22 protein-coding genes are annotated in these 21,238 nt (G+C 32.8%); 14 read left to right on the plus strand and 8 right to left on the minus strand.

Features of this window, described 5'->3' with window-relative positions; all coding sequences use genetic code 11:
* Window positions 1-7: 7 nt before the first annotated feature.
* From AX016_RS06210 to AX016_RS06220, 3 genes are all read right to left on the minus strand, one after another.
* Window positions 8-1,180 carry a hypothetical protein gene (locus AX016_RS06210; RefSeq protein WP_100894791.1) on the minus strand — a complete coding sequence of 391 codons (1,173 nt, stop codon included), beginning with the start codon at window positions 1,178-1,180 and terminating at the stop codon, window positions 8-10.
* Between the two features lie 386 nt (window positions 1,181-1,566).
* On the minus strand, window positions 1,567-3,183 hold the full coding sequence (gene pckA / locus AX016_RS06215) for a phosphoenolpyruvate carboxykinase (ATP) (RefSeq protein ID WP_100894792.1): 1,617 nt from the start codon (window positions 3,181-3,183) through the stop codon (window positions 1,567-1,569).
* 68 nt (window positions 3,184-3,251) lie between these two features.
* The gene (locus tag AX016_RS06220) at window positions 3,252-3,638 is read right to left on the minus strand and encodes a DUF423 domain-containing protein (RefSeq protein WP_100894793.1); all 387 of its coding nucleotides are present in this window, start codon (window positions 3,636-3,638) and stop codon (window positions 3,252-3,254) included.
* 79 nt (window positions 3,639-3,717) lie between these two features.
* Here AX016_RS06220 and AX016_RS06225 point away from each other — a divergent pair, with 79 nt between their 5' ends.
* The 6 genes from AX016_RS06225 to AX016_RS06250 all read left to right on the plus strand — a co-directional run bounded on the left by AX016_RS06225 (window position 3,718) and on the right by AX016_RS06250 (window position 9,183).
* Complete coding sequence (locus tag AX016_RS06225) at window positions 3,718-5,091, plus strand: saccharopine dehydrogenase family protein (RefSeq protein ID WP_100894794.1); 1,374 nt, start codon at window positions 3,718-3,720, stop codon at window positions 5,089-5,091.
* A 48-nt stretch (window positions 5,092-5,139) separates the two neighbouring features.
* A complete protein-coding gene (locus tag AX016_RS06230; protein ID WP_100894795.1) occupies window positions 5,140-5,610 on the plus strand; it encodes an Lrp/AsnC ligand binding domain-containing protein in 471 nt (156 codons plus the stop codon).
* Window positions 5,611-5,730: 120 nt separating this feature from the next.
* On the plus strand, window positions 5,731-6,030 hold the full coding sequence (locus AX016_RS06235; RefSeq protein ID WP_100894796.1) for a hypothetical protein: 300 nt from the start codon (window positions 5,731-5,733) through the stop codon (window positions 6,028-6,030).
* 233 nt (window positions 6,031-6,263) lie between these two features.
* Window positions 6,264-7,094, plus strand: a complete 831-nt coding sequence (locus AX016_RS06240; RefSeq protein WP_100894797.1) for an MbnP family protein — start codon at window positions 6,264-6,266, stop codon at window positions 7,092-7,094.
* 79 nt (window positions 7,095-7,173) lie between these two features.
* On the plus strand, window positions 7,174-8,202 hold the full coding sequence (locus AX016_RS06245) for a cytochrome-c peroxidase (protein ID WP_100896813.1): 1,029 nt from the start codon (window positions 7,174-7,176) through the stop codon (window positions 8,200-8,202).
* A 3-nt stretch (window positions 8,203-8,205) separates the two neighbouring features.
* On the plus strand, window positions 8,206-9,183 hold the full coding sequence (locus AX016_RS06250; protein WP_232732601.1) for a transporter: 978 nt from the start codon (window positions 8,206-8,208) through the stop codon (window positions 9,181-9,183).
* A gap of 140 nt (window positions 9,184-9,323) precedes the next feature.
* Here AX016_RS06250 and AX016_RS06255 read toward each other — a convergent pair whose 3' ends face one another.
* The 4 genes from AX016_RS06255 to AX016_RS06270 form a co-directional block, all read right to left on the minus strand.
* Window positions 9,324-10,022 carry a zinc metallopeptidase gene (locus AX016_RS06255; protein WP_100894798.1) on the minus strand — a complete coding sequence of 233 codons (699 nt, stop codon included), beginning with the start codon at window positions 10,020-10,022 and terminating at the stop codon, window positions 9,324-9,326.
* Between the two features lie 90 nt (window positions 10,023-10,112).
* A complete protein-coding gene (gene ald / locus AX016_RS06260; protein ID WP_100894799.1) occupies window positions 10,113-11,213 on the minus strand; it encodes an alanine dehydrogenase in 1,101 nt (366 codons plus the stop codon).
* A gap of 162 nt (window positions 11,214-11,375) precedes the next feature.
* Window positions 11,376-14,357 carry a leucine--tRNA ligase gene (locus AX016_RS06265; RefSeq protein WP_100894800.1) on the minus strand — a complete coding sequence of 994 codons (2,982 nt, stop codon included), beginning with the start codon at window positions 14,355-14,357 and terminating at the stop codon, window positions 11,376-11,378.
* A gap of 125 nt (window positions 14,358-14,482) precedes the next feature.
* Complete coding sequence (locus AX016_RS06270; RefSeq protein ID WP_100894801.1) at window positions 14,483-15,040, minus strand: porin family protein; 558 nt, start codon at window positions 15,038-15,040, stop codon at window positions 14,483-14,485.
* A gap of 160 nt (window positions 15,041-15,200) precedes the next feature.
* Between AX016_RS06270 and AX016_RS06275 the strand changes: the two genes are divergently transcribed.
* From AX016_RS06275 to AX016_RS06295, 5 genes are all read left to right on the plus strand, one after another.
* Window positions 15,201-16,079, plus strand: a complete 879-nt coding sequence (locus tag AX016_RS06275) for a cell division protein FtsX (RefSeq protein ID WP_100894802.1) — start codon at window positions 15,201-15,203, stop codon at window positions 16,077-16,079.
* Window positions 16,080-16,123: 44 nt separating this feature from the next.
* Entirely contained in the window at window positions 16,124-16,390 is a 267-nt protein-coding gene (locus AX016_RS06280; protein WP_100894803.1) for a DUF3098 domain-containing protein, read from the plus strand.
* A gap of 3 nt (window positions 16,391-16,393) precedes the next feature.
* On the plus strand, window positions 16,394-17,179 hold the full coding sequence (locus tag AX016_RS06285) for an undecaprenyl-diphosphate phosphatase (RefSeq protein WP_100894804.1): 786 nt from the start codon (window positions 16,394-16,396) through the stop codon (window positions 17,177-17,179).
* Between the two features lie 10 nt (window positions 17,180-17,189).
* On the plus strand, window positions 17,190-17,900 hold the full coding sequence (gene truB, locus AX016_RS06290; protein WP_100894805.1) for a tRNA pseudouridine(55) synthase TruB: 711 nt from the start codon (window positions 17,190-17,192) through the stop codon (window positions 17,898-17,900).
* A gap of 62 nt (window positions 17,901-17,962) precedes the next feature.
* Window positions 17,963-18,688: a hypothetical protein gene (locus tag AX016_RS06295; RefSeq protein ID WP_100894806.1), complete on the plus strand. Its 726-nt coding sequence runs from the start codon at window positions 17,963-17,965 to the stop codon at window positions 18,686-18,688.
* Here the strand turns inward: AX016_RS06295 and AX016_RS06300 are convergent.
* The gene (locus AX016_RS06300; protein WP_100894807.1) at window positions 18,671-19,300 is read right to left on the minus strand and encodes a thioredoxin family protein; all 630 of its coding nucleotides are present in this window, start codon (window positions 19,298-19,300) and stop codon (window positions 18,671-18,673) included. The genes AX016_RS06295 and AX016_RS06300 overlap by 18 nt on opposite strands.
* Window positions 19,301-19,427: 127 nt before the next feature.
* Between AX016_RS06300 and AX016_RS06305 the strand changes: the two genes are divergently transcribed.
* The 3 genes from AX016_RS06305 to AX016_RS06315 are packed head-to-tail and all read left to right on the plus strand — an operon-like array spanning window position 19,428 to window position 21,238.
* Complete coding sequence (locus AX016_RS06305; RefSeq protein WP_100894808.1) at window positions 19,428-19,991, plus strand: DNA-3-methyladenine glycosylase I; 564 nt, start codon at window positions 19,428-19,430, stop codon at window positions 19,989-19,991.
* On the plus strand, window positions 19,951-20,583 hold the full coding sequence (locus AX016_RS06310) for a hypothetical protein (RefSeq protein WP_198519408.1): 633 nt from the start codon (window positions 19,951-19,953) through the stop codon (window positions 20,581-20,583). The genes AX016_RS06305 and AX016_RS06310 overlap by 41 nt, the downstream gene beginning before the upstream one ends.
* A 16-nt stretch (window positions 20,584-20,599) precedes the next feature.
* On the plus strand, window positions 20,600-21,238 hold the full coding sequence (locus tag AX016_RS06315) for a tetratricopeptide repeat protein (RefSeq protein WP_100894810.1): 639 nt from the start codon (window positions 20,600-20,602) through the stop codon (window positions 21,236-21,238).

The following is a 21,238-nucleotide window of genomic DNA, read 5'->3' on the forward strand; positions in this document are numbered from 1 at the left end:
ACAAAGGTTAATTTATGTTTAAAGCGGCACTAACTTCAGGTATTACAATTATATAGTCAAAGCCTTTTAATGTTTTTAGCAATACCTTATTGTCTATTTTTATTTTGTTAGAATTTACACCTTTTAAAATTTTAGATGTGTTAAACAAGTGCCATTCTTTTCCTTCTGTATTTTCAAAAAACACGCTATAATGTTTTAAATCTTTGCTATTTAAATCTATTTTTTGAACTTCCTTACTAAAAGGAATTCCTTGTGTTCCATTTTTGCCTATTATCATTACATGTAAAGAAGAGTCAAAATTTGCATCAGTTATATTAGAAACAAAATTACCAATGTCATAACCACCTAATATACTCTCGCCTTTATTTATATGAATTGCTCCATATTTAAATAAATTTTTATGTTCTTTTAAAAGTTCAATATTTTTGAAAACATTATTTTTCATTAATTGAATTCTTAGATAGTGATTTTGTGTAATATATATTTCTCTAGATAACTTTAAATCTTTTATAATCAATTTTTCTTCTAAACTTAATTTAAGTGTTTCCAGTTTTTTAAGGTTTTGTTCAAACTTTTCAGAAAAAAAATAGGGACCTCCTTTTTTATTTATAAATAATTGAAAATGTTCATCAGACCTCTTTTTTATATCTTCATATATTGTTTTAGCAACTTCATTCTTTGTTATCTCAAGTAATTTTATTGCCATTAGTTTATCTGCAGTTAACATAATTTGGTCTGTGCCAATTATGTTTGTATTAGCTTGGACTAAATCTTTTAGCATATTAAATTCAGGTACCATAGAATAAAAAGAAAATGAAAGATTATTACTTAGGTCACTTACATATTGTGTAAGTTCATTTTCATTTAAGGTATGTATCTTTTGTTCAATTATTTTTGCAGAATAAGGATCTATTTCGCAAAAAAAGTTGTCAAATTTTACTTGTGATGTTGCTTTAGAGATAAATAACGGAATTTCATTAAAGAAATGATCTTCACCAATTAGAACATTCTTGTGTTCTTTTATTTGACCCAATATTTCTTCCCATCCATCTCCTTTAAACTGATTATCCTGATAATGAAAAGTTGAAGTATTTTTCTTTATTATTTCGGAGAGCGTTTGCTGAGAATATGCATTAAATAGTGTAAATAATAATGCAATAGTTAAGTATAAGTGTTTCATGTGTTAGTTTATTCATAAGACAATTAACTAGCTAAAATGTTACAGTATATTTTTGTTAATTGTATTTTGTATAAACGTAGCGTGTAAAAAGACACTCATAAGGGTAGCAGAAAAGAAAATAGGATTAATAATGTAATCTTCTTCATAATTGTGTAAAACCACCTAATAACCTCAATGTATTACGTTTATTCTTCTCATATGCTATAAACACACGCACTTAGATTTTTAAGCTTTATTCACTTCACAAATGCAAATAAATGTAAAAGTTCTTTTTTTTTGTTATAGTTGATAAAACGTACATTTTTAAAAACAAAAAATCCAGAGAAGCTAGCTCCTCTGGATTTTGTAATTAAAATTATTAAGCTGTACTAAGTACAGTGTTATGCTTAAAAGGCGTAGCGTTGTGGGCCACCTCTTCTAATTTCTTCATTAGCGTAAGACTCAAACTTGGCAAAGTTTTCGCGGAACGCGTTAGACAATTTAAAAGCAGTTTTGTAGTATGCTTCATCATCATTCCAAGTTGTTCTTGGGCTAAGTACCTCTGTAGGTACACCTGGGCACTCTCTTGGTTGTGCAACACCAAATACAGAGTGTATGTGGTATTTATCATAAGAGTATAAACCTAAATCGCCATTTAATACAGCATTAATCATAGCACGTGTGTACTTCAATTTCATACGTGTACCAACACCGTAAGGTCCGCCTGTCCAGCCAGTGTTAACCAACCATACATTAACCCCAGCTTCTTGCATTTTTGCACTTAGCATTTCTGCATATTTAGTTGGGTGTAATGGCATAAAAGGTGCGCCAAAACAAGCAGAAAAAGATGGTACCGGCTCTACAACACCAGCTTCTGTACCTGCAACTTTAGCAGTGTAACCAGATATAAAGTGGTAAGCAGCTTGTGCAGGAGTTAGTTTAGATATTGGAGGCAGTACACCAAATGCATCTGCTGTTAAAAAGAATATATTTTTAGGGTTAGTACCTATAGATGGTTCTTGTATGTTCTCTATATTATAAATAGGGTAACTAACTCTTGTGTTTTGTGTAATAGAAGTGTTTGCAAAATCTACAACACCTTTATCATCCATTACAATGTTTTCTAAAATGGCACCTTTTTTAATTGCACCAAAAATTTCTGGTTCGTTTTCTGCAGATAGGTTAATTACTTTAGCGTAACAACCACCTTCAAAATTAAAAACAGAATTTTCGTTTGTCCAACCGTGCTCATCGTCACCAATTAATTTTCTGTTAGGATCTGCAGACAGGGTAGTTTTACCTGTACCAGATAAGCCAAAGAAAATAGCAGTGTCACCATCTTTACCAACGTTTGCAGAACAGTGCATAGGCAATGTGTCTTTGTAAACAGGTAAAATAAAGTTTAACGCAGAAAAAATACCTTTTTTAATTTCTCCTGTGTAACCAGTACCACCAATTAAAGCAATTTTTCTTGTAAAGTTTAAAATTGCAAAATTGTGTTGGCGTGTACCATCTACTTCTGGGTCTGCCATAAAACCAGGGGCATTAACAACAGTCCATTCTGGATCAAAGCCATTTAGCTCTTCTACAGTTGGTCTTAAAAACATGTTGTAAGCAAACATATTAGACCAAGGGTACTCGTTAATAACTCTAATGTTTAACTTGTAATCTTTATCAGCGCATGCGTAAGCATCTCTAACATAAAGTTCTTTTTCGTTTAGATAATCAATCACTTTGTCATAAAGTGCATCAAATTTATCTGGTGCAAAAGGAATGTTAATATCTCCCCACCAAACTTTGTCAGCAGTTACATCATCCTTTACAATAAATCTATCCATAGGAGATCTACCTGTAAATTCGCCAGTATTAATTGCTAAAGCTCCAGAAGAGGCTTCTTTACCCATATCTTTTTCCAAAGTTATTTTGTGCAATTCTGACGGAGATAATTGATAATTAATGTCAGTGCTTGTAATACCATATTCCTCCAACGAAATCGTTTTCGTGTCTGGACTATAAGTGCTCATAGTTTTAGTTTTAATGTTAATGCAAAGCTAAAAAAAAAATACAGTTATATGGTTTAATTATCAAATGTTTAGTTAAAATGTTTAAAAATGCGATAACCTAATAAAAACCATCCAATTATTAAAAATAATCCACCAATTGGAGTTGCAAAAGCAATAGATTTTGCATTAAATCCTAAAATAGTATCAATACTTAAAACATATATAGAGAAGCTAAAAAGAATAATACCTATTACTAAAACGTAAAAAATTGGTTTCTTTTGCTTTACTGTAAGCTGCGGTAATAGGCCTAAAACAAGTAAAAGCAAGGCGTGATACATTTGGTATTGAGCTCCGGTTTTGTATGATGCAATAGACTTGGCATCTACTAAATTTTCTAATCCATGAGCACCAAATGCACCAATGATTACAGCCGTAAAACCAAAAAATACTCCTGCACTTAAAATTGTTTTGTTCATAACAAAAAACGTTTGTAAATTTATAAATGTAACAAAACTGATGTTTTCATCAGTATCACTATCAAAAGTAATAAAACATATGTTAAGACAAATACTTGTATTGGGAGCCGGAAAATCTACAGCTTATTTATTAGATTATTTACTTGGTAAGGCAAAAGAAGAAAACTTACATATAACTATAGGAGACCTACAACCGCAAAATATAGCTCCAAATATTGCAAACCACAATGCGTGTACAGTTGTTGGTTTAGATATTTTTAATATTGAAGAGAGACAAAAGCTAATACAAAGTGCTACTATAGTAATATCTATGCTGCCTGCTAGTTTACACATATTAGTAGCTAAAGATTGTGTTGGTTTTAAAAAGCACTTAGTTACAGCATCTTATGTTAGTGATGAGTTAATGGGCTTAGATAAGCAGGTTAAAGAAAATAAACTTGTTTTTATGAACGAGATAGGATTAGATCCTGGTATAGATCATATGAGTGCCATGCAAATTATAGATGATATTAGAGAGCAAGGCGGTAAAATGTTGTTGTTTGAGTCTTTTACTGGTGGTTTAGTAGCGCCAGAGAGCGATACTAATTTATGGAACTATAAGTTTACTTGGAACCCAAGAAACGTTGTTGTTGCGGGTCAAGGTGGTGCAGCAAAATTTATACAAGAGGGTACTTATAAATACATACCTTATAACAAACTGTTTAGAAGAACCGAATTTTTTAATGTAGAAGGTTTTGGTAGGTTTGAAGGCTACGCAAACAGAGACTCTTTAAAATATAGAGAAGCTTATGGCTTACAAGATGTACTTACTTTATATAGAGGAACAATGCGCAGAGTTGGTTTCTCTAAGGCTTGGAATATGTTTGTAGAACTAGGAATGACAGATGATAGTTATACTATTGAAAACTCTGAAAATATGAGTTACAGATCGTTTACCAATTTGTTTTTGCCATATTCACCAACAGATTCTGTGGAGCTTAAATTGCGTCATTACCTAAAAATAGATCAGGATGATGTTATGTGGGGTAAGCTGCTAGAACTTCATATTTTTGATGATTCTAAATTTATAACTTTAAAAAATGGTACTCCTGCTCAAATATTACAACAAATTTTAGAGCAAAGCTGGACGTTAGATAAGGATGATAAGGATATGATTGTGATGTATCATAAATTTGGCTACACACTTAACGGAGAACAAAAACAAATAGACTCTAATATGGTTGCCTTGGGTAAAAACCAAACGCATACTGCAATGGCAAAAACTGTTGGTTTGCCAGTTGCCATAGCAACCTTGCTAATTTTAAATAATAAAGTTAAAAATTACGGTGTGCAAATACCTATAACTAAAGACATTTACGAGCCTATTTTAAACGAGTTACAAGAGTATGGTATTGTGTTTAAAGAATATAATACAGAGTATAAAGGGTACAATTCTACAGTAGAACATAGTTAGCATTTAAAGCTATATTGGTATATTTACGGTTAATTTATAACTAGACTTATGAAATTTGATAACGATAGAATAAAAATTGACGGAATAGACAAGAAAATTATAAGGTATCTAATGCAAGATGCTCGTAAGCCTATTTTAGAAATTGCTCGTAAAATAGGAATTTCTGGTGCTGCAATTCACCAACGTTTACGTAAGTTAGAAACGTCCGGACTTATGTCTGGTTCTAAGTTTGTTATAAACCCTAAAGTTTTGGGCTATACCACAATGGCATATATTGGTATTTTTTTAGATAAAGCTATGAGTAACCCAAGTGCAGTTAAAGAGCTAGAGAAAATTCCAGAGGTTTTAGAGTGTCATTATACTACGGGTAACTGGTCTATTTTAATAAAAGTTTTGTGTAAAGATAATGAGCACCTTATGCAGGTGTTAAATAAAGAAATACAACAAATACAAGGTATTTCTAGAACAGAAACCTTTATATCATTAGATCAGCAAATAGATAGGCAAATACAGATATAATTGTAGCTATTTATGACAAATGTTCTAGTTTTAAACTCATTTTAATAGTAAATTTGCGGCGTGAAACAAACGTTACTCATAATAGCATTTATTATATGTCTTAAACCAATATTCCCGTTTATGGAGTATGTGGTTAATTATGATTATATCTCTAAGGTTTTGTGTATAAATCAAGACAAGCCAGAGTTAGAGTGTAATGGTAAGTGTGCTTTAATGAAATCTATAGAGAAGTCTACCCAGGAAGAGCACAATGAGCAAGGTGTTGTAAAATCTGAGTTTCAGTTGTTGTTTCATCAAAATAGTGAAGATCTTTTTTTGAGTTCACAATCTACTTTAGAAAAAAAATCGAAAATACTTTCTGCAGAGAGTACCTATAACTACAAATCGGTTTTTGGCCTTTTACGTCCTCCTATTTCTTAAATTTTATTAGTTAAGCTTCGTATTAATGTGATTTTTCAGTCTTTGTAAAATCATAATTTCTTTGTGTTGTTTATTATCAACCTAAAGCTTAACAACGCCGCTGTTTATTTTTTTAAAAAAGTCAATACTCCCATTTCGTTTTATAGAAATATGGTGCTGTAATATGATTTTTTTAGAACTAAACGCACAATAAAATCATACAAAATAGAATAAGAAATAAGTAAAAGTTTAAAATGAAAACAAATTTTTTAAAATCGATAGTAGTAAGTTTTAGTTTAATAGCATTAGCATCTTGTTCGTCTGATGATGACGGAGAAATGGATAATGTAAATCCAGGACAGGTTACTTTAGAGTTTGATAGTGGCTTTGCAGGAAATGAGTTAACACTAGGAACAGCTAATACAGCAAATGCAAACGGTGAGGCTTTAACGGTATCTCGTTTAAACTACATAATAAGTAACATTGTTTTAATAGATGAAGACGGTATGGAGTATTCATACCCAAAAGAAAGTAGCTATTTTATTATTAGTGAAGATTCTAATGATGAGCTTGCTGATAATACAGAAATAGTTTTAGAAGGTGTGCCAGCAGGTACATACAAAGCTGTTAAGTTTGGTATTGGTGTAGATAAAGAAAAATACGATCAAGGTTTAAGCGGAGCAGGAGATTTTTGGGATGCTGCTAGTGAGTATGATATGACATGGTCTTGGGCTTCTGGTTACAAGTATATCAATTTTGAAGGAGCTTATACATCTGGTACAACTACAGATGAAAATTTTAAAGTTCACTTGGGTAGAGCTAGTGATGAGGTTACTAATTACACAGAAACTACTATAGAGGTACCAACTGGTTCTGCAATTATTGTAAATGAAGATATGGCTCCAGAAGTACATATTATTACAGATGCAAATGCACTTTTAACAGCTAAACAAGCAGTAAGTTTAGAGGCTTATGGCAATGCAATTATGGGTGGCGAAGGTGCTGTAAAAGTAGCGGCTAACGTACCATTAGTTTTTAAGGTAGATCACGTACATAATAATGAAGCTGGTAACAGTAGTCATTAAAATTTAATAGTGTGTTACGGGCCTGGTTTTAGTTTTGGTTTTAGCTGGGCTTGTAGCTCCTATTTTTTATTTAGTTGATATGAAGAAAATTAGTTTCTTTTTAACTTTGTTAGCTGTTGTGGGTTGTCAAAATAGTGATGATGGTTACACCAATGTTTCGGTAGAATTAGAGGTGCCAGCTCATTTTCCGGAGGTAACGTACAACTTAACTAACAACCCGTTAACAGAAAACGGAATAGAGCTTGGTCGTAAATTGTTTTATGATGGTGCAGTATCTTCTACAGGTACAATTTCTTGCGGATCTTGTCATGAACAAAAATATGCATTTACACATCACGGACATACATTTAGCCATGGCGTAAACGATTTAGAGGGAACAAGAAACACGCCGCCTGTGCAAAATATGGCTTTTTTAGAAAATTTTGCCTGGGATGGTGCAACTGGTCATTTAGACCTTTTTCCTGTAATTCCTATTACTACAGAGGTAGAAATGGATGAGACGCTAGAAAATGTTATAGAAAAACTGAAGAACAAATCTGGTTACAAAAAACTGTTTGCTGAGGCTTTTGAAGATGGAGAAGTGAATTCTGAAAACTTTTTGTTAGCATTATCGCAGTTTATGGTAACTATGATTTCTGCAGATGCAAAGTATGATAAGTATATAAATAAAGAAGTTCAACTAACCGAAGTGGAAGAACAGGGTTTAGCTCTTTTTGAGCAAAAATGTGCTAGTTGCCACGCTACAGCATTGTTTTCTGATGGAAGTTTTAGAAATAATGGCTTGCAACCTAATCCTAAATTAGATGATATAGGAAGAGGAAAAGTAACTGGTTTTGTGGCTGATAATTACAAATTTAAAGTGCCAAGTCTTAGAAATATAGCGGTAACAGCGCCATATATGCATGATGGGCGTTTTGGATCTTTAGAGGCGGTATTGGCTTTTTATAATGAAGGAGTTGTAGATTCAGAAACGCTAGATCCGTTGTTAAATAACAATGGTAATTTAGGTATTGCTACAACAGAGGATGAGAGGGTTGCAATTATTGCTTTTTTAAATACCCTTACGGATAATACCTTTTTAACAGACGAACGATTTTCAGAAAAATAGAATATGAAAAAATTAATAATAATAGCATGTCTATTGGTTGTGTGCAATGTGTTTGCAATACATAAAACGGAGCCAACAGATAGTTTGCAAACGGTGACAACTACAAAGCATTACATTTTTGAGGACTTTTGTGACACTTGTGGTTGTAGTGGTAATGGCGGTAGTATGGGGTTTGGTACTGGTTTAGATACTAATTTTGCAGGAGTGCGTTACATATCTCAAAGTTACCAATCTAGAGATGGTATTTTTAACGACTCTCCTTGGATAGATGAAAACTTTAATACACTACAGGCTTGGGGTAGAGTGCCAATTGGTAAGCGTTTTTTAGTAAATGCAATTGTGCCTTATCATTTTCATAATAGAGAGTTTGCAAACAAATCTTCTCAGAATATTAATGGTTTAGGAGATATAACAGTTTTAAGTTTTTACAAAATATTAGCAAAACAAGATAGTATTATGGTGGTTGGCCCACAACACTCTTTGCAAATAGGTGGTGGTGTAAAAATGCCAACCGGTAGTTTTGATAGAGCTAATAATACAGGCAGTGTAAACACCAGTTTTCAGCTAGGAACAGGGAGTTGGGATTATGTTACGGCGGTAAATTACGGACTTTCTCATAACAATTGGGGAATGTCTGCAATGGTTAATTATACTTTTAAAACAAAAAACTCTAAAGACTACCAGTTTGGTAATCAGTTAAATTATGGGTTAAATACTTATAAAACATATTACTTGTCTACTAATTTTGCGCTAACACCTGCAATTGGTGTTGGTGGTGAAAATTATAGTGAGGATGAGTCTTACAACTTAACGGTTTTAAATACGGGGGGCGATGTATTTTTTGGTAAGCTAAGCGTAGAGGCTAGTTATAAAAAGTACTCTTTAGGTGTTACAAGTATGTTGCCAATAGATCAGGATTTAAACAACGGAAAGGTTGAGGTTAAAAACAGGTTTTCATTGTATTTAAACATTAACATATAGCAAAGTAAAGTTGGGTGTAGTGAGCAACGCTAACTAGAGTTGGTTCTAATGGTTTGGGGAATTTTTTAGAGCAACATTATGCCCAATAAAAAAGGGTGTCTTTTAAAGACACCCTTTTGCTTTTTATGTACTGTAAATAGTTAATCTCTAGCAAATACTTGGTAAGCCCAGTATATTAAAGAGGCTAATGCACCTAAAGCAGCAACTAAATATGTTCTGGCAGCCCATTTTAAAGCGTCTTCAGCGCCAGCATATTCTTCTTGGCTAAGCATATTTTTATTTTTTAACCAAGCTAATGCACGGTTACTGGCATCGTACTCTACAGGTAAAGTAACAAAACTAAATAATGTAGCAAAACCCATCATTACCAAACCGGCAACTGCTATCCAAAATCCTACACCACCAGCAATACCAGACACTGCCATTAAAACAACGCCCCCGTAAACTACCCATTGAGACATACTAGATGTTACACTAACAATAGGCACTAATTTAGAGCGCATTGTTAGCCATTGGTATGCTGTAGCGTGTTGTACTGCGTGTCCGCATTCGTGAGCTGCAACCGCTGCAGCAGCTGCATTGCGTTGGTTGTAAACACCTTCACTAAGGTTTACTGTTTTATTTGCTGGGTTATAATGGTCTGTTAACATACCAGGAGTAGAAATCACTTTTACATCTCTAATGCCATTATCTGCTAACATTTTTTCAGCTATTTCTGCACCACTCATTCCGTTGCGTAATTGCACCTTAGAGTACTTTTTAAATTTGCTTTTAAGTCTATTGCTAACAATCCAGCTAACTAAAGCAACTGCACCAATAATAATATAATATGTATACATAGTTTGTGTTTAAAAAAATAAATATAACAATTAAAAAGCAAAAACCTCGCCAAATTTAGCGAGGTTTATTTTACTGACATGTGTTTAAGTTTATGCTAATGCTTCTTCCCAACCAAAAGCTTCAAGAATTTCATTGTAAACTATTTTACCTAATACAATGTTTAAGCCTTTATGTAAAGAGGCGTCTTTTTTACAAGCAGCTTCCCACCCTAAGTTGGCTAGTTTTAAGGTGTAAGGCAGTGTTACATTGGTTAATGCCATTGTAGAGGTGTAAGGTACAGCTCCTGGCATATTTGCAACAGAATAATGTACAACATCATCTATAATATAGATTGGGTCTTCATGGGTAGTTGGTTTGGTAGTTTCTACACAGCCGCCTTGGTCTACGGCAACATCTACTATTACAGTACCGGGTTTCATTTCTTTTAGCATATCTCTGGTGATAAGGTTAGGAGCTTTAGCGCCTTTTAAAAGTACACCGCCAATAATAAGATCATGTGTTTTAATGTGTTTTCTAATGTTAAACTCGTTAGAAAATTCTGTTGTAACATGTGGTGGCATTACATCATTAACATAACGTAAGCGTTTCATGTTTACATCTAGTATGGTGACGTGCGCGCCCAAACCAGCTGCCATTTTAGCAGCTTGTACGCCAACAACACCAGCGCCTAAAACCAAAACTTTGCCCGGAGCAACACCAGGTACGCCACCTAAAAGTACGCCCCTACCTTTAACTGGTTTCTCTAAGTATTTTGCACCTTGTTGTATTGCCATTCTTCCTGCAACTTCAGACATTGGAGTTAGTAGTGGCAAAGTGCCGTCATTGTCTTCAACAGTTTCGTAGGCAATACATATAGCTTTTTGCTTTATCATAGCTTTGGTTAATGCTTCACTAGATGCAAAATGAAAATATGTAAATAAAATTTGTCCTTCTTTTATAAGCTCGTATTCTTCTTCTATAGGTTCTTTAACCTTTACAATCATTTCACTCATTGCGTATACTTGTGCAATGGTGTCTAAAATTGCTGCTCCTGCTTGTTGGTAGTCTTTGTTGCTAAAGCCACTGCCTAAGCCTGCGCCAGATTGTACGTATACGGTGTGATTGTTTTTTGTTAACTCAAAAACTCCACCAGGTGTCATACCAACTCGGCTTTCATTATTCTTAATTTCTTGTGGGATACCAACAATCATAATTAACTATTTTAGATTTTGGTGCTAAATTAAATTAATTATTAAAATTATTTCTAATTAATCGATAAAATTAAGGGGTGTGTGGTTAAAATTATTATTTAAATAAAAAACACCCCTATAAAAATAGGGGTGTATATAAAATATATTGTTTTTTTAAGGTTTTTACCCCACAATGTTTATTATTTTTCCTGGAACTATAATTACTTTTTTAGGTTCGCGACCTTGTAATTGAGCAATAGTTTTTTCATGTGCCATTACTGTAGCTTCAATTTCGTCTTTAGATAAGTCTAATGGCAATTCTAATTTAAAGCGCATTTTACCATTAAAAGAAACAGGATATTCTTTGCTGCTTTCTACAAGGTGTGATGCATCAAACTTTGGAAAAGGAGCTGTAGCAATAGAAGTTGTGTGTCCTAATTGCTGCCATAATTCTTCTGCTATATGTGGTGCATAAGGAGAAACTAAAATGGCTAAGGCTTCTAAAATTTCTTTACTAGTGCATTTTTGACTAGACAACTCGTTTACACATATCATAAAGGTAGATACAGACGTGTTAAAAGAGAAGTTCTCTATATCTTCTGCAACCTTTTTAATGGTTTTGTGTAATGTTTTTAAGTTGTCTTTTGTTGGTGTAGCATCTGTAAATTTAGCGCCGTTATCATCTAAATATAAACGCCATAGTTTTTTTAAGAAACCGTGAGTACCTGTAATACCAGCAGTGTTCCAAGGTTTAGATTGCTCTAATGGGCCTAAAAACATCTCATACAAACGTAAACTGTCTGCGCCATAATCTTCGCAAATACTATCTGGACTAACCACATTGTATTTAGATTTAGACATTTTTTCTACCTCACGCTTAACCTTAAAAGTACCATCTTCTTCAGTAATAAATTCAGCGTCTTTGTATTCTGGTCTCCAGTTTTTAAAAGCTTCAATGTCTAACTCATCTGAAGCATTTACGAAAGAAACATCTGCGTGAACTCCTTGACGGATACTTATCTTGAAGTTTTCTATATCATTTATTATTTCGTTATAAGCTTTGATTGCATTACTTTTTTCAGGTTTATTTGCTTTTAATAAATCTTTTAGTAATTCTTGATCATTGGAACGACCAGCTGAAATATAAATATCAGATTTTACGTTATAGGCTCCCCCGTAATATCCTTTTGCTCCCCACGTACCTCTCTCGTATTGGAAGCCATCAACTCTACCGACAAAAGCACTAGTACCTGTAATCATTCCTTGGTTAATCAGTTTTTTAGCAAACTCATTTTTAGGAACTACGCCTTTATCAAACAAAAATTTCTGCCAAAAACGTGCATATAATAAGTGTCCGGTTGCGTGCTCACTACCACCAATGTATAAATCTACATCTTGCCAGTAGTTAATTGCATCATCAGAAAATATGGCATCTGTGTTATTTGGATCCATATAACGGTTAAAGTAAAAACTACTACCTGCCCAACCTGGCATTGTGTTTAACTCTAACGGAAATATAGTGTCATTGTTTATTTCACTATTGTCTAGAACTTTATTTTCTTTAGTGCACCAAGCCCAAACGTTAGCGTTACCTAATGGTGGCTCACCAGTTTCGGTTGGTAAGTATTTTTCTACCTCTGGTAATGTAATAGGTAAATGTTTGGCATCTATCATTTGTGGCATACCATCTACGTAATACACAGGAAAAGGTTCTCCCCAGTAACGTTGTCTGCTAAAAACAGCATCGCGCAAGCGGTAGTTAATTTTGCCTTTACCGTGACCTATTTTTTCTAGCTCGTAAATGGCTAGTTTCATTGCTTTTTTATAAGCTAATCCGTTTAAGAAATCTGAATTGGCAATTAAAGTTTTTTCTTTATCTGCATAAGCTTCTTCAGAAATATCTACACCTTCAAAAACATTAGGGATATCAATATTAAAATGTTTAGCAAAATCATAGTCGCGCTGGTCACCACAAGGTACTGCCATAACAGCTCCTGTTCCGTAGCCGGCTAATACGTAATCTCCAATCCAAATAGGAATAAGTTTTTTTGTAAAAGGATGTTCTGCGTAAGCACCAGTAAAAGCACCAGAAATGGTTTTTACATCTGCCATACGCTCGCGCTCACTACGTTTTGCAGTGGCTTGTATATAATCTTCTACTTCTTGTTTTTGCTCTGGTGTTGTTATAGTTGCAACAAGCTCATGTTCTGGAGCAAGAGTCATAAAACTAACTCCAAAAATAGTATCTGGGCGAGTAGTAAAAACATCTATTTGCTCTTTATGGTCTTTTACATTAAAAGTAACAGATGCACCTTGACTTCTTCCAATCCAGTTGGTTTGTGAGTCTTTTAAAGGTTGTGGCCAGTCTATTGTATTTAAATCATCTAATAAACGTTGTGCGTAAGCAGAAATACGCATACTCCATTGTGTCATTTTTTTACGAATAACAGGATGTCCGCCACGTTCTGACACTCCGTTAACAATTTCATCATTAGCTAATACAGTACCAAGAGCAGGACACCAGTTTACTTCGGTTTCTGCTAAGTATGTTAGTCTGTATTGTAATAAAATTTCTTGTTGCTTTTTAGTGTCGTATGCTTGCCACTCATCAGCAGAAAAAACATTAATATCATCATCAGAAACAGCATTTACGGTTGCGTTTCCTTCTTTTTCAAAAACCTGAATTAAAGTAGAAATATCTTCAGCCTTATTGGTGTTGTTATTGTACCAAGAATTAAATAACTGAATAAATATCCACTGTGTCCATTTGTAATAATCAGGATTAGAAGTACGTACCTCACGACTCCAATCAAAAGAAAAACCAATTTTATCTAGTTGTTCTCTGTACCTGTTAATATTTGTTTTAGTAGTAACTGCAGGGTGTTGCCCTGTTTGTATAGCATATTGTTCTGCTGGTAAACCAAAAGAATCGTATCCCATTGGGTGTAACACATTAAACCCTTGGTGTCTTTTATAACGAGCATAAATGTCACTTGCAATATACCCAAGTGGATGGCCAACGTGTAACCCCGCACCAGAAGGGTAAGGGAACATATCTAAAACATAAAATTTTTCTTTATCAGAATTATTTTCTGCCTTAAAAGTTTGGTTTTCTGCCCAATATTTTTGCCACTTGGCTTCAATTTCTTTAAAATCGTAGTTCATATGCTTGTCTTCTGCTATTTAGAATGGGGCAAATTTAAGAATTACAAGCCAAACAGCCTACTATTGCTTTTACTAGTATGTAAAAACTTAAACACCCTGCAAAACAAGGTGTTTAATGATATTTTTTAAAAGATATAGCCTAATGAAATTTGTAGCACGCCGTTTTTAATATCTGGGTTTTCTGCAACTGTAGTAATGCCAAAATTATACCTTGCTTCTGTAAAAATACCAGCACCTAAATTAAGTCCAAAACCGGTGTTAAAACCAAAATCTACACTTTTGGCATCTGTATCTAAAGTGCCAATATTGTCGTCATAAAAAACAGCTTTATCAGAAACTAAAAAAGAAACCTGTGGGCCGGCTTGTAAAAACAACTTAGGTAATACGTTGTATTTAAATTGAATAGGAATAGCTATGTAGTCTAATTTTGCTTTGTACAGACTGTTTAAATCTGCACCTTGCCTAGAGTACAGTAGTTCTGGTTGAATATTTAGCTTTTCTGAAATTTTGATTTGAGTAAATAAACCAGCGTGAAAAGTAACAAGGCTATTTTTGTCTTGATTGTTGCCGTACAAATTAGAAACATTTAAACCTGCTTTTGCGCCATAATTTATTTTTTGAGCAATGGCATTACTGCTGTAAACAAAAAGAGCTGCTAAAAGTAAAAAGGTAATTTTTTTCATAATTATATGTTTTTTGTTTTGTAGGATTTTACAACTACTATGCCAAAAAGTGTTAATTTACAATAGGCTTATTCTTGTTTTTTGTAGATTACTAATTACAAATACCTTTAAAATGTATTATTACAAATTACTTTACTATTTTTACGTATTGTTATAAGTTATGAGTAAATCTTTTGAACGTTATCAAAAAAGGAAATTAATTTCCTCTTATTTTTCTGTAGTGCTTAGTATAGCTTTAGTATTATTTTTACTAGGTATGCTTGGCTTATTGGTGCTTAATACCAAAAAAATGGCAGATCATTTTAAAGAGCAAATTACGGTTTCGGTATTTTTAAAGGACGAGGCAAAACAAGTAGAAATAGACCAATTGCAAAAAAGTTTAGCAATGGCAGATTATACTAAGCAGGCTATTTTTGTATCTAAAGAAGAAGCTGCCGAGCAACAGACAGAGGTAATAGGAGAGAATTTTATAGAATTTTTAGGGTACAATCCTTTAAAAAATTCTATTGATGTACAATTAAAAGCAGACTTTGTATCGCCTACCCAAATTGAAGAAATAGCAGAAAATATACAAGCAAAAGATTATGTTGAGGAGGTAAGTTATGATAAACCCCTTATTTCTTTATTAAATGATAATGTAAAAAAAATTAGTTTGTGGATATTAGTAGCTAGTGGCATATTTGCATTTATTGCATTTTTACTAATTAACAGTTCTATACGTTTGTCTGTATACTCTAAGCGTTTTATAATAAAAACAATGCAAATGGTTGGGGCAACAAAACGCTTTATACGTAGGCCTTTTTTATGGACAAATATAAAGTTAGGAATGTTAGGTGCGCTAATAGCAATGATAGGTTTGGCTATAACTATATATTATGTAAACGATTTTTTTCCGGAATTAACTTTATTTCAAGATCCATTAACATTAGGGTTGTTATTTGCTGCAATTTTTGTTCTGGGTGTATTAATTTCGTTTATAAGTACATTTTTAGCTACACAACGTTTCTTAAATCTTAGGACAGACGATTTATATTATTAGATTTGCACTGTTAAAAATTAGATAAGGATTAAATTTTTTACAAAATGAAAAAAAATAGTAATACCACAGGAGAAGATTCTAAAAGAGAATTTATTTTTCAAAAGAAGAATTATATTTTTATGGCTGTAGGTCTTGCTTTTTTAACGCTTGGTTTTGTGTTAATGAGTGGTGGTGGTAGTGATGATCCAAATGTTTTTAATCCTGAAATATATAATTTTAGAAGAATTCGCCTTGCACCAACTTTGGTGTTAATTGGTTTAGGTATAGAGGTGTATGCCATTTTGTTAAATCCACACAAGAAGAAAAACTAAATTTTGGACATATTACAAGCAATTATTTTAGCAATTGTAGAAGGTATAACGGAGTATTTACCGGTATCATCTACAGGGCATATGATTATAGTTTCTTCTTTTTTTGGGATTGCCCAAGAAGAATTTACAAAATTATTTACCATAGTAATACAATTAGGAACCATACTATCTGTATTTGTACTTTACTTTAAACGCTTTTTTCAGAGTGTAGATTTTTATTTAAAATTACTAGTTGCATTTATACCCGCAGTAGTTTTAGGTTTGTTGCTTAGCGACGTTATAGATTCTTTGTTAGAAAGTCCAATAACGGTAGCCATATCTTTAGTATTAGGAGGTTTTATTTTATTGCGAGTAGACCATTGGTTTGCAGACTCTGAAGAAAAAGAAATTACATACCTAACAGCACTAAAAATTGGCTTTTTTCAGTGCTTAGCTATGATACCTGGTGTTAGTAGAAGTGGAGCAAGTATAGTAGGTGGTATGTCTCAAAAACTATCTAGAACAGTAGCAGCAGAATTTAGTTTCTTTTTAGCGGTACCTACAATGTTAGGTGCAACTTTAAAAAAGAGTTACGATTTTTATAAGCTAGGATATACATTAACAGGGGAGCAGGTTAACTTGTTAATTATTGGTAACGTAGTTGGTTTTTTAGTAGCCTTATTTGCTATAAAAACTTTTATTGGTTACTTAAGTAAACACGGCTTTAAAATGTTTGGTTACTACCGTATTGTAGTTGGGTTAGCAATATTGGCAATTCACTATTTTGTATACCCATTAACAGTAATCTAATTTTTAAAGCGTGACAACCAAAGAAGAATTTTTAGAAGGGCAAATATTGCTTATAGATAAGCCATTAACCTGGTCATCTTTTCAGGCAGTAAATGCTTTAAAATGGGGTATTCGCAGAAAATTTGAATTAAAAAAAATTAAAATTGGCCACGCAGGTACATTAGACCCTTTGGCTACAGGTTTATTAATTATTTGCACTGGTAAATTCACTAAAAAGATACCAACACTACAAGGTCAAGTTAAAGAATATACAGGAACTGTAACATTGGGCGGTACAACACCATCTTATGATATGGAAACTGAAGTAGACCAAAGTTACCCAACAGAACATATTACAGAAGAGCAAATAAACGCTGCTACTGCTAATTTTATGGGGAAAATACAGCAAGTTCCACCCGTTTTTTCAGCATTAAAAAAGAATGGTAAACGTTTGTATGAGTATGCAAGAGAAGGACAAGCTGTAGAAGTAAAATCTAGAGAAGTAGAGATTACAGAATTTGAAATTACAAAGATAAATTTACCAGAAGTAGAGTTTAGAGTAGTGTGTAGTAAAGGCACCTACATACGTTCTTTAGCAAACGATTTTGGTAAAGCATTGCAAAGTGGCGGATACTTATCTGCCCTTAGAAGAACCAAAATAGGTGATTTTAACGTAGATAAAGCAGTAACCCCTGCAGATTTTCATACCATAGTGTTGGGGATGCCTAAACCAAAAGAGTAGTTAAATCTATATTTTTTAAAAAGAGTATAAAATATTTTTTTAAAAAACGGGTTATTAGTTATATGCTTAAAGATAGTAGATACTTATCATTTTTAATCACATTCTTTTCTATGTCTATTGTAGTATTGTCTTTGTACAATATACACTTAGGAGCAAAGGAGAAGGAAGAGTATGTGGTAGAACTAGCAATGCTAGAAGAAGATGAAGAGTTAGAGGAGATGCAGAAAGAAGAAGAACAGCAGCCTACCCAACAAAAAGAGATTAAAAGCCATATGGCGTATAATGAAAAGGCAAAGCCAACTTATGGTAATCCAGAGCCTTTAAAAACGCTAGAAGAATTAATGGAGGAAGCTAAGTCTGATGCAGAAAGCGACCCAAACTCCAAACTAATAAGTTCTGAAAATGGTTACGCAGCTAGTCTAAAAGAATTAGCAAAAAAACGAGAAGAAGCCAAGCAAAAGTTAGGTGAAAAAGATGCAAAAAAAGATGAGGTTTCTCATAACTTAGCAAAACGTAAAACATCTATTTCTTTTTCTTTAGTAAAGCGAAATGCTTATGATTTACCACCACCAACATATACGTGTATAGAAGGTGGTAAAGTGGTTATAAACATAGAGGTAGATAGCTTTGGTAATGTTACAGATGCAGAATTTAATAAAAAGAGTTCTGGCACTAGTAATGGGTGTTTGGTAGATAATGCTATAGAGTACGCATTAAAATCTAAATTTAGTAACTCATCTAAAGAAAAGCAAAAAGGAACAATTACCTACCTATTCCAAGGCAAGTAATTGTGTTAAGTCTTCAATAGTATTTTGGCCTTTATCTTTATTGTACCAAACTTGTAACTCTTGTTTAAATTCTGGTGTTAAACCGCCATTTTTAGCCTTAAAATCTTCAACAATTTTAGTTAGTTTACTAGGTCTTGGTCCCCAATCACCTATAACTTCTTGCGTGTCTTCATTAAAGGCAATAAGTCTAGGAATAGATAATGTGTTATTGTATAAAAAATGATTCATCAACTCTAGGTTTTCATCTCTAAAAATCACTTTTACATCAATATTAGGATTTTGATCTGCAAATTTTTGCATTACAGGCATAGACTGTGCAGCGTCTCCACACCAGCTCTCTGTTAAAACCAACCACGTTGTTTTGGCTTTAACTTGTTTTATTTTGTTAATAGTAGCATCAGGTAGTTTTGTTGTTTTATCTAAACGCTTCATACGTTTATCATTAAGCATAGTGTAATTTGCTAAAGCATCTGTTTGTACAATACCAGTAGATTTGTTGTTAGCAACCAAATTACGCATTAGTTCTCTATACTCTAAGTAAGGCATAGCAGAAGAGATTGCATTGGTTAATAATGTGGTTACTGTATTATTTATTGTGTTTGTAGAATTCATAACTAAAGGCTTTACTTTTTTATTCAAAATAATATAGAAACTATTTTTATAAGCTGATAATCGTCATATTGGTAGTAGAAAATTATAAAAACTTACATACCTTTAAAACATATAACTAATTAAAATTATGGAAAAACATAGATGTGGTTGGTGTGTAGGAGATGACTTGTATGAAGCATACCATGATGAAGAGTGGGGAACTCCTGTAAAAGATGATAAATTGTTATTTGAGTTTTTAATTTTAGAAACTTTTCAGGCTGGGTTAAGTTGGATAACAATTTTACGCAAGCGTGAAAATTTTAGAAAAGCCTTTGATAATTTCGATTATAAAAAAATTGCAAATTACAAACAAGATAAAATAGATGTTTTGCTACAAGATGCAGGCATTATTAGAAATAAGCTAAAAGTGAACTCTGCTATAACCAATGCAGCTGCTTATATAAAAATACAAAAAGAGTTTGGTAGTTTTAGTGTGTACATATGGAGCTTTGTAAACAACAAGCCAATAAAAAATGCGTTAACTAATTATAAAGAAGCACCTGCAAACACGCCTTTGTCTGATGCTATAAGTAAAGACTTAAAAAAAAGAGGATTTAAATTTGTTGGTAGTACAGTTGTTTATGCTTTTATGCAAGCAACTGGTATGGTTAATGATCATGAGGTTAATTGCTTTAGATATAATGAAGTATAGTATGTTTAGATTAAAAAATATTGGTTTCTCTGTTGTTCTACTTTTTTTCTGTGTGATAACAGTTGCAGCTCAAAATAAAATAGAAAGAGAACACAGAATTTTAAAATCTCAGTTCCCAGAAATTAGCTACACCAAAGAATTGTTGGGTAATGATGTAAAAAAAATAAAATATTACAAAGAAATTGGTGCGCAAGAAGTTGTGTACAGAGCCAAATTTAAAAAGGTAAAATTGCAATATCAAATGCAGTATTCTGCAAATGGAGATTTACAAAATATAGGATTTAGAATAAAGCAAGTAGATTTTCCTTTTGAAGCTTTTACCGCCATAAATAATCAGTTAGTAGAATTTTTTGATCAATTTAAAATTAGAAGAATGTACCAGCAGTATCCTGTAAAATCTAAAGAAAACGAAGATTCTGTGTACAAAAGTGCTTTTATGAATTTAATGGTGCCAAATATGGAGTACAAACTATTGGTTAAAGGTAAAAAAGATAATAAAAAAGTATATAAAGAGTATTGGTTTTCTGCAACTGGTAAACTTATAAAAACAAGAAATATGTTACCAGCTAATTTTGATAGGGTTTTATATTAACGACTAAAATAAAAATATGAGAAATAATTTTTTAATGCTTGTTTTATTACTAACATTAATAAGCTGTGGTAATAGTGAGAAATCTGATCTTAGCAAGCGATTAGATATTTCTGATGCAAGCGAAAAGTATTTATCTGGCAATTCTGAAGTTGCTAGTCAGTTAATGGAAACTTATGTTTTAAGCGAAAAAGAGAATGAGTATGCTTGGGCACTTTTAGGTAATACGTATATTGATTTGGAGGAGGATGCTAAAGCTAAAAATGCCTTTGAAAATGCAGTAAGAGTAGATCCAAAAATGGAAGAAGCAATTACAGGTTTAGGAATTGTTGCTCGTATAGAAGGTGATTATGAAAAAGCAGCTGAGTTGTATGAAAAAGCAATAGCAATAAACCCTAAATACGCAGAGGCTTACTCTAGTTTAGTTGTAATTTATTTAAAACAGAAAGAGTTTCAAAAAGCAACAGAGGTAGGAGTTAAAAGTTATGAGTTAGATAAAGGAAATCCTGTTATAGCAGCAAATTTATGCGTTGCCTTTCATTATGCAGGAGATTCAATTTCTAGAGAAAAATATTTTAATGAAGCCAAAATTAATGGATACCCTAATCTGGTAGGGATAAGAAACATTATAGATGGTGAATTAACTGTTTTTGATTAG

Source organism: Cellulophaga sp. RHA19, assembly GCF_002813425.1.
Classification (GTDB): domain Bacteria; phylum Bacteroidota; class Bacteroidia; order Flavobacteriales; family Flavobacteriaceae; genus Cellulophaga.